14 protein-coding genes are annotated in these 15094 nt (G+C 61.2%); 12 read left to right on the plus strand and 2 right to left on the minus strand.

What is annotated here, in order from left to right; translation table 11 throughout:
* Positions 1–64: 64 nt before the first annotated feature.
* On the minus strand, positions 65–1054 hold the full coding sequence (locus YQ44_RS06375; protein ID WP_034789110.1) for a malate dehydrogenase: 990 nt from the start codon (positions 1052–1054) through the stop codon (positions 65–67).
* Between the two features lie 305 nt (positions 1055–1359).
* Here YQ44_RS06375 and YQ44_RS06380 point away from each other — a divergent pair, with 305 nt between their 5' ends.
* The 9 genes from YQ44_RS06380 to YQ44_RS06420 all read left to right on the plus strand — a co-directional run bounded on the left by YQ44_RS06380 (position 1360) and on the right by YQ44_RS06420 (position 8939).
* Positions 1360–2244, plus strand: coding sequence for a GntR family transcriptional regulator (locus tag YQ44_RS06380; RefSeq protein ID WP_156894716.1), 885 nt, complete (start codon positions 1360–1362; stop codon positions 2242–2244).
* Positions 2245–2550: 306 nt separating this feature from the next.
* On the plus strand, positions 2551–2973 hold the full coding sequence (sdhC, locus tag YQ44_RS06385) for a succinate dehydrogenase, cytochrome b556 subunit (RefSeq protein ID WP_071322672.1): 423 nt from the start codon (positions 2551–2553) through the stop codon (positions 2971–2973).
* The gene (gene sdhD, locus YQ44_RS06390) at positions 2973–3338 is read left to right on the plus strand and encodes a succinate dehydrogenase, hydrophobic membrane anchor protein (RefSeq protein ID WP_071322673.1); all 366 of its coding nucleotides are present in this window, start codon (positions 2973–2975) and stop codon (positions 3336–3338) included. The genes sdhC and sdhD overlap by 1 nt, the downstream gene beginning before the upstream one ends.
* 2 nt (positions 3339–3340) lie before the next feature.
* Positions 3341–5122 (plus strand): succinate dehydrogenase flavoprotein subunit, encoded by a 1782-nt coding sequence (sdhA, locus tag YQ44_RS06395; RefSeq protein ID WP_071322674.1) that lies wholly within the window; start codon positions 3341–3343, stop codon positions 5120–5122.
* A 9-nt stretch (positions 5123–5131) separates the two neighbouring features.
* Positions 5132–5842 carry a succinate dehydrogenase iron-sulfur subunit gene (locus YQ44_RS06400; protein ID WP_071322675.1) on the plus strand — a complete coding sequence of 237 codons (711 nt, stop codon included), beginning with the start codon at positions 5132–5134 and terminating at the stop codon, positions 5840–5842.
* Between the two features lie 117 nt (positions 5843–5959).
* Positions 5960–6241 carry an FAD assembly factor SdhE gene (locus YQ44_RS06405; protein ID WP_071322676.1) on the plus strand — a complete coding sequence of 94 codons (282 nt, stop codon included), beginning with the start codon at positions 5960–5962 and terminating at the stop codon, positions 6239–6241.
* Positions 6242–6363: 122 nt separating this feature from the next.
* Positions 6364–7668, plus strand: a complete 1305-nt coding sequence (gene gltA, locus YQ44_RS06410) for a citrate synthase (protein ID WP_071322677.1) — start codon at positions 6364–6366, stop codon at positions 7666–7668.
* A gap of 160 nt (positions 7669–7828) precedes the next feature.
* Positions 7829–8170: a winged helix-turn-helix transcriptional regulator gene (locus tag YQ44_RS06415; RefSeq protein WP_071322678.1), complete on the plus strand. Its 342-nt coding sequence runs from the start codon at positions 7829–7831 to the stop codon at positions 8168–8170.
* A 229-nt stretch (positions 8171–8399) separates the two neighbouring features.
* Positions 8400–8939: an NAD(P)H-dependent oxidoreductase gene (locus YQ44_RS06420; RefSeq protein WP_071322679.1), complete on the plus strand. Its 540-nt coding sequence runs from the start codon at positions 8400–8402 to the stop codon at positions 8937–8939.
* 15 nt (positions 8940–8954) lie between these two features.
* On the opposite strand, the gene YQ44_RS06425 is transcribed toward YQ44_RS06420, so the two are convergent.
* Positions 8955–9455 (minus strand): hypothetical protein, encoded by a 501-nt coding sequence (locus YQ44_RS06425; protein WP_071322680.1) that lies wholly within the window; start codon positions 9453–9455, stop codon positions 8955–8957.
* Between the two features lie 117 nt (positions 9456–9572).
* On the opposite strand from YQ44_RS06425, the gene YQ44_RS06430 reads away from it, so the two are divergent.
* From YQ44_RS06430 to odhB, 3 genes are all read left to right on the plus strand, one after another.
* Entirely contained in the window at positions 9573–10547 is a 975-nt protein-coding gene (locus YQ44_RS06430; protein WP_071322681.1) for a LysR family transcriptional regulator, read from the plus strand.
* Positions 10548–10802: 255 nt separating this feature from the next.
* Positions 10803–13655 (plus strand): 2-oxoglutarate dehydrogenase E1 component, encoded by a 2853-nt coding sequence (locus tag YQ44_RS06435; RefSeq protein WP_071322682.1) that lies wholly within the window; start codon positions 10803–10805, stop codon positions 13653–13655.
* Between the two features lie 117 nt (positions 13656–13772).
* Positions 13773–15029, plus strand: coding sequence for a 2-oxoglutarate dehydrogenase complex dihydrolipoyllysine-residue succinyltransferase (gene odhB / locus YQ44_RS06440; RefSeq protein ID WP_071322683.1), 1257 nt, complete (start codon positions 13773–13775; stop codon positions 15027–15029).
* The last annotated feature ends 65 nt before the right edge of the window (positions 15030–15094 follow it).

Here is a 15094-nt window from a genome sequence, read left to right on the forward strand (position 1 = left end):
CGACGTGCGCGGAGCGGCCTGCTTGGCGGGCGGCGCAACATACGCCGCGCCGCCAGGACTGGATTTATGCCAGCAGGTGTTTCACGCCTTCGCGCTCTTCGGTCAGCTCTTTCAGGGTCAGGTTGATGCGCTCTTGCGAGAATGCATCGATTTCCAGACCTTGAACGATGGTGTACTCGCCGTTGTCGGTGGTGACAGGGAAGCCGAACACGGTGCCTTCAGGAATGCCATACGAGCCATCCGAAGGAACGCCCATGGTGGTCCACTTGCCGGCGGTGCCCAGCATCCAGTCATGGATGTGGTCGATGGCGGCGTTCGCTGCCGACGCTGCCGACGACAGGCCGCGCGCTTCGATGATGGCCGCGCCGCGCTTGCCGACGGTAGGCAGGAAGGTGTTGGCGTTCCATTCCTGGTCGTTGATCAGGTCTTTCACAGCCTTGCCGTTCACGGTGGCGAAGCGGTAGTCGGCGTACATCGTTGGCGAGTGGTTGCCCCAGACGGTCAGCTTCTCGATATCTTTCACGGCGGTGCCGGTCTTGGCAGCCACTTGCGACAGGGCGCGGTTGTGGTCCAGGCGCAGCATGGCGGTGAAGTTTTTCGCTGGCAGCGATGGCGCCGATTTCATGGCGATATAGGCGTTGGTGTTGGCAGGGTTGCCGACCACCAGGACTTTCACGTTGCGCGAAGCGACGGCGTCGAGCGCCTTGCCTTGCACCGTGAAGATCTGTGCGTTCGCTTCCAGCAGGTCCTTGCGTTCCATGCCTGGGCCGCGTGGGCGCGCGCCGACCAGTACGGCCACGTCGACGTCCTTGAATGCGGTCAGCGGATCGGAATGGGCGGTCATTTCCGTCAGCAGCGGGAAGGCGCAGTCGTCGATTTCCATCATCACGCCCTTGAGCGCCTTCTGGGCTTTTTCGTCCGGGATTTCAAGCAGTTGCAAGATGACAGGCTGGTCTTTGCCGAGCATGTCGCCATTGGCGATGCGGAACAACAGGGCGTAGCCGATCTGGCCGGCGGCGCCGGTCACTGCAACACGCATTGGGGTTTTAGCCATGATGAATCTCCAAAAATGGGAAAGAAAACGGGCTTGAAGCTGGGCTTACGCTTATCCGGAAAAACTATAATGATACCAAAACCGGCCGGCGCCACCGAATTGCTGGTGTACGCTGCCGTCACGCCTGTGCTGCTCGAGACCAGAGTGGCTGGCCGACAACATAAAACGCTGGCTCACAAGTTTTATCGAGGGCAGTTTAGGCCTCCGATCTCTATCTGTCAATCATATCTTATGTCTTATATAAGACAGATAACTGCGAGTGTTTTACTGGACGCGGGCAGTGATTTGTGTTGAAATGTCGGACTATGAATTCCGCCTCGTCCAATCTGACCAACAATGCCACTGCTGCAAGCGGGGCGGTCAGTCCGACCGCGGGCACCCCGGCCGCGCCTGCTGCGGCACCGGCCGCCAGCGTTTCCCCCCCTGTCGCCAGCGTCAATACCACTGCCGTGGTCATGCCTGTGGCGAACGCCTCGCCCACCTTCAGTCCCTTATATCAGCAGATCAAGGCGCTCATCACGCAGAGCCTGCAATCGGGCGAATGGAAGCCGGGCGAGCTGATCCCCAGTGAAGTCGAGCTGGCCGGCCGTTTCAAGGTCAGCCAGGGCACGGTGCGCAAGGCCATCGATGAGCTGGCCGCCGAGAACCTTGTCATGCGCCGCCAGGGCAAGGGCACCTTCGTTTCCACCCACCATGAGGCGCGCGCGCATTTCCGCTTCCTGCGCCTGGTGCCGGACGAAGGCGTGCCGCATTATCCAGAAAGCAAGTTTATCGAGGTCAAGCGCGTGCGCGCGCCGGCCGACGTGGCGCGCCTGATGGACCTGAAGTCCGGCGACGCCGTCATCTTCATCAAGCGCGTCCAGTATTTCGACGGCGTGCCGACGATCGTCGAGGAACTGTGGCTGCCGGGCCTGATCTTCAAGGGCCTGACTGCCGAGCGCCTGGTGGAATACAAGGGCCCCATGTATGGCCTGTTTGAAACGGAATTTGGCACGCGCATGATACGTGCGTCCGAGCAGATCCGCGCCGTGTGCGCCGACGCGGGCGCGGCGCAACTGTTGAATATCGACCTCGGCACGCCCTTGCTCAGTTCCGAGCGCGTGTCGTTTACCTACGGCGACAAGCCGGTCGAACTGCGCCGGGGCTTGTACCTGACCAGTCGTCATCATTATCAGAATGAACTCAGCTGAAGCAGCGGGGCGCCCGCGGGCGCCCGCACAAGCGGCAAGGCTGAAGTACATCGCTTGTAAAGTGCGCGCCGCAAGGCGGGCGCTGGAGACAACAGAGTGCGCAGGCAAAGCGTGGCCAGCCCCGGCGGGCTGTGCTTTGCCTGCGATTCTGTAACTAAATTACGTGAACTACGGAAAGTAGCGCGGTATTTTGTAGTAAAAAACCATTTTGGTTATATGTAACAATAGATATTGGTATGGGTTGCGAAAATCGGCGAAAATCGCGGCTTCAATATTTAGTTGAAATTCAAAGGGGAGGTTTTTGTTATGTCTGAAGCCGTAAGAGAAGTACCAAAAAAAGAACGGCCGCAATTCCGTAACATCCATGTTACCGAATTGTCGAATTACCGCATGGCTATCGGCGCCATCGTCTCGATCCTGCATCGTATCAGCGGCATCATCATTTTCGCCCTGCTGCCGTGCATCCTGTACATGCTGGAACTGAGCCTGCGTTCCGAAATGTCCTACGCCTACTTCCAGGGCATCGCCTCGCACTGGTTCGTCAAGCTGATCACCCTCGCTCTGGTCTGGGCCTTCCTGCACCACTTCTGTGCCGGTATCCGCCACCTGCTCATGGACGTGCACGTCGCCGCCGAGAAAGAACCCGCGCGCAACACGGCCAAGTTCGTGCTGGTGATCAGTCTGGTACTGACCGCCCTGGTCGCATTGAAACTGTTTGGAGTATTTTAATGGCAAACAATAACATCGGACCGAAACGCCTCGTCGTCGGCGCCCACTACGGCTTGCGCGACTGGCTGGCGCAACGCGTCACCGCCCTCGTCATGGTGGCCTATGTCGCCATCCTGCTGATCGCCTTCCTTACCGGCAGCAACTTCAGCTATGAAGGCTGGGCAGGATTGTTTGCGCAGCAATGGTTCAAATTATTCAGCCTGGTGACGTTCGTCGCCCTGTTCTACCACGCATGGGTCGGCGTACGCAATATCTGGATGGACTACGTGAAAAGCGTTGGCCTCCGCATGACCCTGCAAATTGCCACCATGCTGTGGTTGATCGCTTGTGCCGCCTGGACGGTACAGATACTCTGGAGTGTGTAATCGTGGCAGCATATAAATCTGCAATCCCTACCCGCCGCTTTGATGCGGTAATCGTTGGCGCCGGCGGCTCCGGCATGCGCGCGTCGCTGCAACTGGCTGAAGCCGGCCTGAACGTCGCAGTGTTGTCCAAAGTCTTCCCGACCCGTTCGCACACTGTCGCGGCACAGGGCGGTATCGGCGCGTCGCTCGGCAACATGGCCGAAGACAACTGGTTCTGGCACATGTTCGACACCGTCAAGGGCGGCGACTATCTGGGCGACCAGGATGCCATCGAATTCATGTGCCGCGAAGCACCGAAGGTCGTGTACGAACTGGAACACTTCGGCATGCCGTTCGACCGCAACCCTGACGGCACCATCTACCAGCGTCCATTCGGCGGCCACACGGCCCACTTCGGCGAAAAGCCGGTGCAGCGCGCTTGCGCGGCAGCCGACCGTACCGGTCACGCCCTGTTGCACACGCTGTACCAGCGCAATGTGCGCGCCCGCACGCACTTCTTCGTCGAATGGATGGCACTCGACCTGATCCGTGACGCCGAAGGCGACGTGATCGGCGTGGTCGCGCTGGAAATGGAAACCGGCGAATGCATGATCCTGGAAGCAAAGACGACGGTCATGGCAACGGGCGGCGCAGGCCGCATCTTCGCCGCCTCGACGAATGCCTTCATCAACACCGGCGACGGCATGGGCATGGCGGCACGCGCCGGCCTGCCGCTGCAGGACATGGAATTCTGGCAGTTCCACCCGACCGGCGTGGCCGGCGCGGGCGTGTTGATCACCGAAGGCGTGCGCGGCGAAGGCGGCATCCTGATCAATAGCGAAGGCGAACGCTTCATGGAGCGCTATGCGCCGACCCTGAAGGATCTGGCGCCGCGCGACTTCGTGTCGCGTTCGATGGACCAGGAAATCAAGGAAGGCCGCGGCTGCGGTCCGAACAAGGACCACGTGATGCTGGATCTGCGCCATATCGGCGCCGATACCATCGCCAAGCGCCTGCCGTCGATTCTGGAAATCGGCCACAAGTTCGCCAACGTCGACGCCACCAAGGAACCGATTCCTGTCGTGCCGACGATTCACTACCAGATGGGCGGCATCCCGACCAACATCCACGGCCAGGTCGTCACCCCGACCGGTCCGGATAATTCGGCCAAGGTCGTCAACGGCCTGTACGCGATCGGCGAATGCGCCTGCGTCTCGGTGCACGGCGCCAACCGCCTCGGCACGAACTCGCTGCTGGACCTGGTGGTCTTCGGCCGCGCGGCCGGCAACCACATCGTCAACAGCGGCCTGAAAGCCAAGGAAAACAAGCCTTTGCCAGCCGACGCTGCCGATTTCGCCATGGGCCGCCTGGCGCGCCTGGAAAACTCGACCGGCACGGAAACCGTGCAGGGCGTGGCGAATGAAATCCGCGCCACGATGCAGAAATACTGCGGCGTGTTCCGTACCGACGCGATGCTGGCGCAGGGCGTGGTTGAAATCATGAAGCTCGACGAGCGCCGCAAGCACGTGTCGTTCAAGGACAAGTCGATGGTCTTCAACACGGCCCGTGTGGAAGCGCTGGAACTGGACAACCTGATCGAAACGGCGAAAGCGACCATCGTCTCGGCAGCCGCCCGCAAGGAATCGCGCGGCGCCCATGCCCAGGACGACCACCCGACCCGCGACGACGACAACTGGATGAAGCATACGCTGTGGTATTCGGAAGGCAACCGACTGGAATACAAGCCAGTCGTGACCAAGCCGCTGACGGTAGATACCTTCAAACCGAAACCACGTACTTTCTAAGGCTATACCATGGCACGCACTCTCAAATTTAAAATCTACCGCTACGATCCTGACCAGGATGCCAAGCCGTACATGCAAGACCTGACGGTCGAACTGAAAGACACCGACAAGATGCTGCTCGACGCACTGCAGCGCATCAAGTCGGACGTCGATGACTCGCTGGCCCTGCGCCGCTCGTGCCGCGAAGGCGTGTGCGGTTCGGACGCGATGAACATCAACGGCAAGAACGGTCTGGCCTGCACCACCAACCTGAACGAACTGACCGAGCCTATCGTGCTGCGTCCGTTGCCAGGTCTGCCAGTCATCCGCGACCTGATCGTCGACATGACGCAATTCTTCAAGCAGTACGATTCGATCAAGCCGTTCCTGATCAACGATTCGATCCCGCCTGAAAAAGAACGCCTGCAAACGCCGGAACAGCGCGAAGAACTCGATGGCCTGTACGAGTGCATCCTGTGCGCCTGCTGCTCCACGTCGTGCCCGTCGTTCTGGTGGAATCCGGACAAATTCGTCGGTCCTGCCGGCCTGCTGCAAGCCTACCGCTTCATCGCCGATTCGCGCGACGAAGCCACCGGTGCGCGTCTGGACAACCTGGAAGATCCGTACCGTCTGTTCCGCTGCCACTCGATCATGAACTGTGTCGACGTTTGCCCGAAAGGGTTGAACCCGAACAAGGCGATCGGCAAGATCAAGGAATTGATGGTCCGCCGCGCGATCTGATTCGTCTGATCGCGTCCGCCGGGCGCCGTTTGCCGGAAGAGGGTATCCTCGCTTCCTGGCAGGCGGCGCCTGCAAAGCAGCACCGTGCCGCAAGGCACATGTAAAGTGGTAAACCAAATGACAGAATCAATTTTGTCCTCGCATCAGGCCGACCCGGCCAACCGCGCCCGCCTGCGCTGGCGTTCACGCCGTGGCCTGCTGGAAAACGACATCATCCTGACCCGTTTTCTCGATGCGTATGAAACCGAATTGACCGATGAAGAAGTTGACGCGCTGACGCGTTTGCTGGATTTATCGGACAATGCGTTAATGGATCTGGTACTGGCCCGTAAAGAGCCGGAAGGCGAAGTCGATCTGCCGCATGTGCATGCACTGCTGCAACGACTGCGCATTGCCTAGACGCCTGGGCGATATATTGCAAACGGTGCGAGTGGCGCGCTGTAGCAACGCCGAATTGCGTTGCGAATTGCAGCCAGAATTTTTGATTTTAATTTCGACTCACTCCCGAGAAGGAAGAGCCCATGAATACCTCTGACACAAAAGCTACCCTGTCGTTCTCCGATGGCAGCCCATCGCTTGAATTTCCCATCTACAAAGGCACCGTAGGCCCGGACGTCATCGACATCCGCAAGCTGTACGCCGGTAGCGGCAAGTTCACCTACGACCCAGGCTTTATGTCGACCGCCTCGTGCAATTCGTCGATCACCTACATCGACGGCGACAAGGGCGAACTGCTGTACCGCGGTTACCCGATCGAACAGTTGGCCGTCAACGCCGACTTCATGGAATCGTGCTACTTGCTGCTGAACGGCGAATTGCCGAACGCGGCGCAAAAAGCCAAGTTCGTCGACACCGTGACCAAGCACACGATGGTGCACGAGCAGATGCAATTCTTCTTCCGTGGCTTCCGCCGCGATGCGCATCCGATGTCGATCCTGGTCGGCACCGTCGGCGCGCTGGCGTCGTTCTACCATGATTCGCTGGACATCAACGACCCGCGTCACCGCGAAGTGTCGGCCATCCGCCTGATCGCCAAGATGCCGACCCTGGTCGCCATGACCTACAAGTACTCGATCGGCCAGCCGTTCACGTACCCGCGCAACGACCTGTCGTACAGCGCCAACTTCATGCACATGATGTTCGCCAACCCGTGCGAAGACTACAAGGTCAACGACGTGCTGGTGCGCGCCCTGGACCGCATCCTGATCCTGCACGCGGACCACGAGCAAAACGCCTCGACGTCGACCGTCCGCCTGGCCGGTTCGTCGGGCGCCAACCCGTTCGCCTGTATCGCTGCCGGCATCGCCTGCCTGTGGGGCCCTGCCCATGGCGGCGCCAACGAAGCGGCACTGAACATGCTGAAGGAAATCGGCACCGTCGAGAACATCCCTGCCTTCATCGAGCAAGTCAAGGACAAGAACTCCGGCGTCAAGCTGATGGGCTTTGGCCACCGCGTGTACAAGAACTTCGACCCGCGCGCCAAGCTGATGCGTGAAACCTGCTACGAAGTGTTGAACGAACTGGGCCTGCAAGACGACCCGCTGTTCAAGCTGGCGATGGAACTGGAAAAGATTGCACTGAACGACGAATACTTCGTTTCGCGCAAGCTGTACCCGAACGTCGACTTCTACTCGGGCATCGTGCAATCGGCGCTGGGCATCCCTGTGTCGCTGTTCACCGGTATCTTCGCCATGGCCCGCACCATCGGCTGGATCGCCCAGTGGAACGAGATGATCGCCGATCCGGAACAAAAAATCGGCCGTCCGCGTCAGCTGTTCGTCGGCTCGACCACGCGCGAAGTACTGCCACTGGCCAAGCGCGCCTAAGTTTCGCCGCATAGCCGTTCCTGCCGGGCCTTGCGGCCCGGCGCGCAAAAGCGAGCCCGAGGGCTCGCTTTTTTCATGCGCGCGTTAAAAATAGCCGATCAATAGCCGCTGGCAGGCAATGCTGCTACGCTCCACCCAGGCAAACCGGAAACAGAACGTGATGAATGAAGACATATGCGCGCCCAGCGGCGTGACCCTGGGCGAGACGGGATTCGGCTACACCCTGTCGCTGATCGGCGGCAAATACAAGATGCTGATCCTGTACGCGCTCGCTGAAAACAAGGTCCTGCGCCACAATGAACTCAAGCGGCATCTCGGCGGCATTGCCTTCAAGACCCTCAGCGTCGTGCTGAAGGAGCTCGAAGCCGATGCGCTGATCATCCGCAAGGAATACCCGCAAGTGCCACCCAAGGTTGAGTATTTCCTCTCCAGCAAGGGGGCATCGCTGATCCCCGTGCTCCATACCTTGTGCGAGTGGGGCGAACAGCACCAGCCGGCCTGACGCGCAGGTCGAATTGCGCCTTGCCGGGGCTTTCTCGCGTGCTGGTCACTTACTTTTCCTATTGTATGCGTAGTGGCTGTGCGTACTTGTGAAATATACCTGCCATGGGTATGCTGCATACGCCTCTGGAGGCGCGATGGCGCGCTTCGGGGCAGGGTGGCGGCTTGCCTGCTTTCCGGTGCATGCGGTGCGGCGGCGCCACCGACCCCACACCCGTGAAAGAAGCACTATGAAAACGCTGGTTATCGTCTTCCATCCCGCGATCGACAAGTCCGTGGCCAACAAGCGCTGGCTGCAGGAATTGGCGCGCCATCCGCAGCGCTACACAATCCACCATGTGCATCAGGCTTATCCTGACGGCAACATCGATGTGGCGCAGGAGCAGGCGCTGGTGGAGGCGCACGGCAACGTGGTCTTGCAGTTCCCGCTGTACTGGTTCAACTGTCCGCCATTGCTGAAGAAGTGGCTCGACGACGTATTGGCGTATGGCTGGGCGTATGGCACGGGCGGCGTAGCCTTCAAGGGCCGCAAGGTGGCCCTGGCCGTCACTGCGGGTATTCGCCAGGAAGACTTCACGCCGGAGGGCAAGTGGAGAGTCACGCTGGCGCAGTTGCTGGCGCCTTTTGACGTGACGCTGGACTATGTGGGCGCCGAGAAGCGCCCGTTCTTTGCTTTCTATGGCGCGGAAGACGGGCCAAAGGAGGCTGGCTATGCGGAGCGGCTGGAGAGCAGCGCGCACGACTATGTGCGCTTCCTGGCGGCGCTGTAAGTCTGGCGTGCTGGCTCAGTCGAATTCCGCCAGCAGCGTTTGCAGGCACACGCTGACGCCTTCCAGCGGCAGGCTGGCGCCATCGTGGATGTGCGGCACGACGATGCGGCGCGGCGCGTTGTGCTTGAGAATGCCGCCCCAGTGGGCGACGCGGGCGCCGGCCTGGCGGCGGATCGCGGCGACCGTGTCGCCGCTGGCGAGGATGCGCGCCAGCGGAAAGGCCGCTTGCAGCACGCCCAGGCCGAAATACGCCTGCGGTTCGGCGTTGCTGATATAGATGGCGCTCAGGCGCCTGCCGGCCGCCTGTATCGTTTGCGCCACGTGCACGGCATCGCTGTGCAGGAATTGCGCGTTGACGAGGATGGCTTCCTGCGAACCGCTCAACAGGATGGAGGGTGAGCGCGTACTACCCAGGCGCTCGATGGCAAAGCCACCGTCGGCGCGGCGCGGGGCACGGCGGTCGCCGAAGGGCCTGCCGGCGCCCTGGCGGTCATGCAGGGTGGAGTTCGACAACATGTGTTTTTCTCGTTATTTGTTATCACCAGCACATATTATCCTTTCGACTATGTGCGACAAATAGGGTAGATTGCAATACTTAGTTGCATGAATCGAGCGAATCAAGGGAGTGCCCGCATGGACCGTATCACCGCCGCACAAGTGTTTGTCGCCATCGCCGAGCGCGGCAGCATGGTCGCCGCCAGCGATGCGCTCGACATGTCGCGCGCCATGGTGACGCGCTACCTGGCCGAGATGGAGCAGTGGGCGGGGGCGCGCCTGCTGCATCGCACCACGCGGCGGCTGAGCCTGACGGATGCGGGCGACGCCACGCTTGCGCGCTGCCGGCAGATGCTGGAACTGGCCGGCGCCATGGCCGTCACCGCGCCCGGGGGCGCCGACACGCCGCACGGCTTGCTGCGCATCACCTGCTCGCAATCGCTGGCGCAGACGGCGCTGGCTGGCGCAGTGACCGCTTACCTGCGGCGCTACCCGCGCGCCGCTGTCGACCTGCAGATGGAGAACCGCGCCGTCAACCTGGTCGAGCAGCGCATCGACCTGGCGATCCGCATCACGAATGCGCTCGAACCGAACCTGATCGCGCGCCAGCTGGCCAGCTGCGCTTCCGTGGTGTGCGCCGCACCATCGTACCTGGCGGCGCACGGCACGCCACGGCGGGCGGAAGACCTGGCCCTGCACAACTGTCTGACGTATACCTATTTTGGCAAGAGCCTGTGGCAGTTCACGCACAACGGGGAAGCGCTCACTGTCCCCGTCAGCGGCCGCCTGTCGGCGAATGAGTCGCTGGTCCTGCTGGTGGCGACGGTGGCGGGGGCGGGCATCGCCATGCAGCCGCGCTTTTCGGCCACGCCGCTGATCGCCAGCGGGCAGCTGGTGGAGCTGCTGCCCGCATACCAGCCGCAGGACATGGGCATCTATGGCGTCTATACGTCGCGCCAGCACATGTCGCCGCTGCTGCGCACCATGCTGGACTTCCTGGTGGAGTGGTTTGCCGGCGATCCCGATTGGCTGGCAGCCATCGCGGCGGGGCCGTTGCCGGGCAGACCAGTTGGGCGCAAGCGGCATGCCGGCAGGGCCGCCGATGTGTTGTAAGCATAACAGTGACAGGCTTGCAAGCCCGGGAAAATCAACAACAGAGCTTACATTTGCTTGCCAAATAAAATTCAACGAGCGGTTGTTGCGTTACAATACCGCGTGCTATTCTAAATGACGGTATGCAGAATGCTGGTGCAATAAAAAAGCCCTTCCCCACAACTTGATGTGCAATCCGCTAACCGGTCAGGCCGTGTCGCGGAAGGTTAGATTAACCCGCTAATCTCGCGAAGCGCGAAGAAAGGTGAGCAATATATGCAGCAATTAACGACCAACTCCTACCTGTTTGGTGGGAATGCTCCGTACGTGGAAGACCTGTACGAGGCGTATCTGAACAATCCAGGCTCGGTGCCCGATAACTGGCGTTCTTACTTCGATGCCATGCAGCACGTGCCTGCCGTCGACGGTACCAACAAGCCTGACGTGGCGCATGCCTCCGTCGTCGCCTCGTTCGCCGAGCGCGCCAAGGCGGGTCCGATCCGGACAGTGACCGCTTCCTTCGATGCTGAAATGGGCCGCAAGCGCGTCGCCGCCACGCAGCTGATCGCCGCTTACCGCTACCTCGGCACGCACTGGGCCAACCTGGATCCGCTGCAACGCCAGGAACGTCCGATGATCCCGGAACTGGACCCGAGCTTCTACGGTTTCACCGATGCGGACATGGACACCGTGTTCAATATCAGCAATACCTATTTTGGCCCCGAGACCGCCACCCTGCGCGATCTGCTCAACTATCTGCGCGACACCTACACGCGTTCGATCGGCGCCGAATTCATGTACATCTCCGATCCGGCCGAGAAGCGCTGGCTGCAAGAGAAGCTGGAATCGATCCGCTCCACCCCGAATTTCACCCCAGAGAAAAAAATCCACATCCTCGACCGCCTGACCGCGGCTGAAGGCCTGGAACGCTATCTGCACACCCGCTACGTGGGCCAGAAGCGCTTCTCCCTGGAAGGTGGCGAAACCTTCATCGCCTCGATGGATGAAACCATCCAGCGCGCCGGCGAAAAAGGCGTGCAGGAAATCGTGATCGGCATGGCCCACCGCGGCCGCCTGAACGTGCTGGTGAACACCCTGGGCAAGGCGCCGCAGGAACTGTTCGAAGAATTCGAAGGCAAGCATGGCGACGACCTGCCTGCCGGCGACGTGAAGTACCATCAAGGCTTCTCGTCGGACATCTCCACCGCGGGCGGCCCGGTCCACCTGTCGCTGGCGTTCAACCCGTCGCACCTGGAAATCGTCAACCCGGTGGTCGAAGGTTCCGTCAAGGCCCGCATGGACCGCCGCGGCGACGTGCACGGCGCGCAAGTGCTGCCTATCCTGGTGCACGGCGATGCCGCTTTCGCCGGCCAGGGCGTGGTCATGGAAACGCTGAATCTGGCGCAAACCCGCGGCTACGGCACGGGCGGCACGGTGCATATCGTGATCAACAACCAGATCGGTTTCACCACCTCGGATCCGCGCGACTCGCGCTCGACCCTGTACTGCTCGGACGTCGTCAAGATGATCGAAGCACCAGTCCTGCACATCAACGCCGATGATCCGGAAGCCGTGGTCCTGGCGACGCAGATCGCGCTCGACTACCGCATGGAATTCAAGAAGGACATCGTCCTCGACATCATCTGCTACCGCAAGCTTGGCCACAACGAGCAGGATACGCCGGCACTGACGCAGCCGCTGATGTACAAGCGCATCGGCCAGCACCCGGGCACCCGCAAGCTGTACGCGGACAAGCTGGTAGCGCAAGGCGTGATTCCTGCCGACGGCGGCGACAAGATGGTTGCCGCCTTCCGCGACGCCATGGACGCCGGCAAGCACACGGTCGATCCAGTCATCTCGAACTTCAAGAACAAGTACGCCGTCGACTGGCTGCCGTTCCTGAACAAGAAATGGACGGACTCGGCCGATACGGCCGTGCCGATGACGGAACTGAAACGCCTGGCCACGCGCATCACCACCGTGCCGGAAGAGTTCAAGGTCCACTCGCTGGTCGAGAAGGTCCTGGGCGACCGCGCCACCATGGGCCGCGGCGAAATGAACCTGGACTGGGGCATGGGCGAACACCTGGCCTACGCTTCGCTGGTATCGTCCGGCTACGCCATCCGCCTGACGGGCCAGGATGCGGGCCGCGGCACCTTCGTGCACCGCCACGCCGTGCTGCATGACCAGAACCGCGAGCGCTGGGATGCGGGTACCTACATTCCGCTGCAAAACGTGTCGGACAACCAGGCACCGTTCACCGTCATCGACTCGGTGCTGTCCGAAGAAGCCGTACTGGCCTTCGAATACGGCTACTCGACCGCTGAACCGAACACGCTGACGATCTGGGAAGCCCAGTTCGGCGACTTCGCCAACGGCGCGCAAGTGGTGATCGACCAATTCATCAGCTCCGGCGAAGTGAAATGGGGCCGCGCTTCGGGCCTGGTCATGATGCTGCCGCACGGTTACGAAGGCCAGGGTCCTGAGCACTCGTCCGCGCGTCCTGAGCGTTTCCTGCAGCTGTGCGCCGACAACAACATGCAAGTGGTGCAGCCGACGACGGCGTCGCAGATCTTCCATTTGCTGCGTCGCCAGATGGTGCGCCAGTTCCGCAAGCCGCTGGTCATCCTGACGCCGAAGTCGCTGTTGCGCAACAAGGATGCCGGTTCGCCGCTGACCGACCTGGCCAAGGGCGGTTTCCAGACCGTCATCGGCGAAGTCGACGAGAAAATCGACGCCAAGAAAGTCAAACGCGTCATCGCCTGCTCGGGCAAGGTCTATTACGACCTGGTCAACGCACGCAAGACACGCGGCCAGACCGACACGGCGATCGTGCGCCTGGAACAGCTGTATCCGTTCCCGCACAAGTCGTTTGCTGCTGAACTGAAGAAGTTCCCGAACCTGGTCGAAGTCGTATGGGCCCAGGACGAGCCGCAAAACCAGGGCGCCTGGTTCCAGATCCAGCACAACATCTTCGAAGGCCTGGAGTCGGGTCAGCGTCTGGCGTATGCCGGCCGTCCTGCTTCGGCGTCGCCTGCCGTCGGTTACTATGACAAGCACTACGCCCAGCAAAAAGACCTGCTGGAAACGGCATTCTCGAAGCTGAAGGGCTTTATCCTGACCAAGTAAGTGGCGGGACAACGGGCGCTGCGCGGTTTGCGCGGCGCCTGACCAGTATATGATGACGGAGCGCCGCCCTTGCTACGCAGGGGCGGCGCCGCAATAACAAAATAAACGGAGTTTTACATGGCACAAATCGAAGTCAAAGTTCCCCAGTTGTCGGAATCGGTTGCGGAAGCGACCCTGCTGGCATGGCACAAGAAAGTCGGCGAACCAGTCGCGCGCGACGAAAACATGATCGATATCGAAACCGACAAAGTTGTGCTGGAACTGCCTGCGCCAGCCGCTGGCGTGATCATCCAGATCATCAAGGATAACGGCGCCACCGTCGTTGCCGGCGAAGTCATCGCCATCATCGATACCGACGGCTCGGCCAAGGTCAGCCCGATGGAAGTGTCGGCCGTTGCCGCGCCAGCCCTGGCTGCCGCCGCACAAGACGCTTCGACCGCTTCGGCGCCTGCCGCCGCCACCAAAGGCGACGTGGCCATGCCTGCCGCCGCCAAGATCCTGTCCGAAAAAGGCCTGTCCGCTGGCGACGTCGCCGGTTCGGGCAAAGATGGCCGCGTGACCAAGGGCGACGCCCTGGCCGCTTCCGCCAAGCCTGCCGTTGCGCCGCTGGCGCCAGCCGCCGCCAAGCCGGCCCTGCAGCAAGTTGCCACGCCGTCGGCCGCCAGCCTGGGCGACCGTCCGGAAGAGCGCGTGCCGATGAGCCGCCTGCGCGCGCGTATCGCCGAGCGCCTGCTGCAATCGCAATCGACGAACGCCATCCTGACCACGTTCAATGAAGTGAACATGCAGCCGGTCATCGACCTGCGCAACAAGTACAAGGACAAGTTCGAGAAAGAGCACGGCGTCAAGCTGGGCTTCATGTCCTTCTTCGTCAAGGCTGCCGTCGCCGCCCTGAAAAAGTACCCGATCATCAACGCCTCCGTTGACGGCAACGACATCGTTTACCACGGCTACTTCGACATCGGCATCGCTGTCGGTTCGCCGCGCGGCCTGGTCGTGCCTATCATCCGCAACGCGGACCAGCTGTCGATCGCCGACATCGAGAAAAAAATCGGTGAATTCGGCGCGAAAGCCAAGGAAGGCAAGCTGACCCTGGACGACCTGACGGGCGGCACGTTCTCGATCTCGAACGGCGGCACCTTCGGCTCCATGCTGTCGACCCCGATCATCAACCCGCCACAATCGGCGATCCTGGGCGTGCATGCGACCAAGGACCGCGCCGTCGTGGAAAACGGCCAGATCGTGGTGCGTCCGATGAACTACCTGGCGATGTCCTACGACCACCGCATCATCGACGGCCGCGAAGCCGTCCTGGGCCTGGTGGCGATGAAAGAAGCGCTGGAAGATCCTGCACGCCTGTTGCTGGACCTGTAAGCACCGTAGCACCCCGGCGTAGCCGCCGGGGCAATGTAGTTGGTACCCCTTGCCAGAAGACGCAG

Origin of the sequence: Janthinobacterium sp. 1_2014MBL_MicDiv (assembly GCF_001865675.1) — a bacterium.
In the GTDB taxonomy this organism is placed as follows: Bacteria; Pseudomonadota; Gammaproteobacteria; order Burkholderiales; family Burkholderiaceae_D; genus Janthinobacterium.

What these genes read in the sequence shown, in the direction of transcription:
- YQ44_RS06375 (WP_034789110.1), bottom strand. Translation starts at nt 1,054, where the DNA reads ATGGCTAAAACCCCAATGCGTGTTGCAGTGACCGGCGCCGCCGGCCAG.
- YQ44_RS06380 (WP_156894716.1), top strand. Translation starts at nt 1,360, where the DNA reads ATGAATTCCGCCTCGTCCAATCTGACCAACAATGCCACTGCTGCAAGC.
- sdhC (WP_071322672.1), top strand. Translation starts at nt 2,551, where the DNA reads ATGTCTGAAGCCGTAAGAGAAGTACCAAAAAAAGAACGGCCGCAATTC.
- sdhD (WP_071322673.1), top strand. Translation starts at nt 2,973, where the DNA reads ATGGCAAACAATAACATCGGACCGAAACGCCTCGTCGTCGGCGCCCAC.
- YQ44_RS06400 (WP_071322675.1), top strand. Translation starts at nt 5,132, where the DNA reads ATGGCACGCACTCTCAAATTTAAAATCTACCGCTACGATCCTGACCAG.
- YQ44_RS06405 (WP_071322676.1), top strand. Translation starts at nt 5,960, where the DNA reads ATGACAGAATCAATTTTGTCCTCGCATCAGGCCGACCCGGCCAACCGC.
- gltA (WP_071322677.1), top strand. Translation starts at nt 6,364, where the DNA reads ATGAATACCTCTGACACAAAAGCTACCCTGTCGTTCTCCGATGGCAGC.
- YQ44_RS06415 (WP_071322678.1), top strand. Translation starts at nt 7,829, where the DNA reads ATGAATGAAGACATATGCGCGCCCAGCGGCGTGACCCTGGGCGAGACG.
- YQ44_RS06420 (WP_071322679.1), top strand. Translation starts at nt 8,400, where the DNA reads ATGAAAACGCTGGTTATCGTCTTCCATCCCGCGATCGACAAGTCCGTG.
- YQ44_RS06425 (WP_071322680.1), bottom strand. Translation starts at nt 9,455, where the DNA reads ATGTTGTCGAACTCCACCCTGCATGACCGCCAGGGCGCCGGCAGGCCC.
- YQ44_RS06430 (WP_071322681.1), top strand. Translation starts at nt 9,573, where the DNA reads ATGGACCGTATCACCGCCGCACAAGTGTTTGTCGCCATCGCCGAGCGC.
- YQ44_RS06435 (WP_071322682.1), top strand. Translation starts at nt 10,803, where the DNA reads ATGCAGCAATTAACGACCAACTCCTACCTGTTTGGTGGGAATGCTCCG.
- odhB (WP_071322683.1), top strand. Translation starts at nt 13,773, where the DNA reads ATGGCACAAATCGAAGTCAAAGTTCCCCAGTTGTCGGAATCGGTTGCG.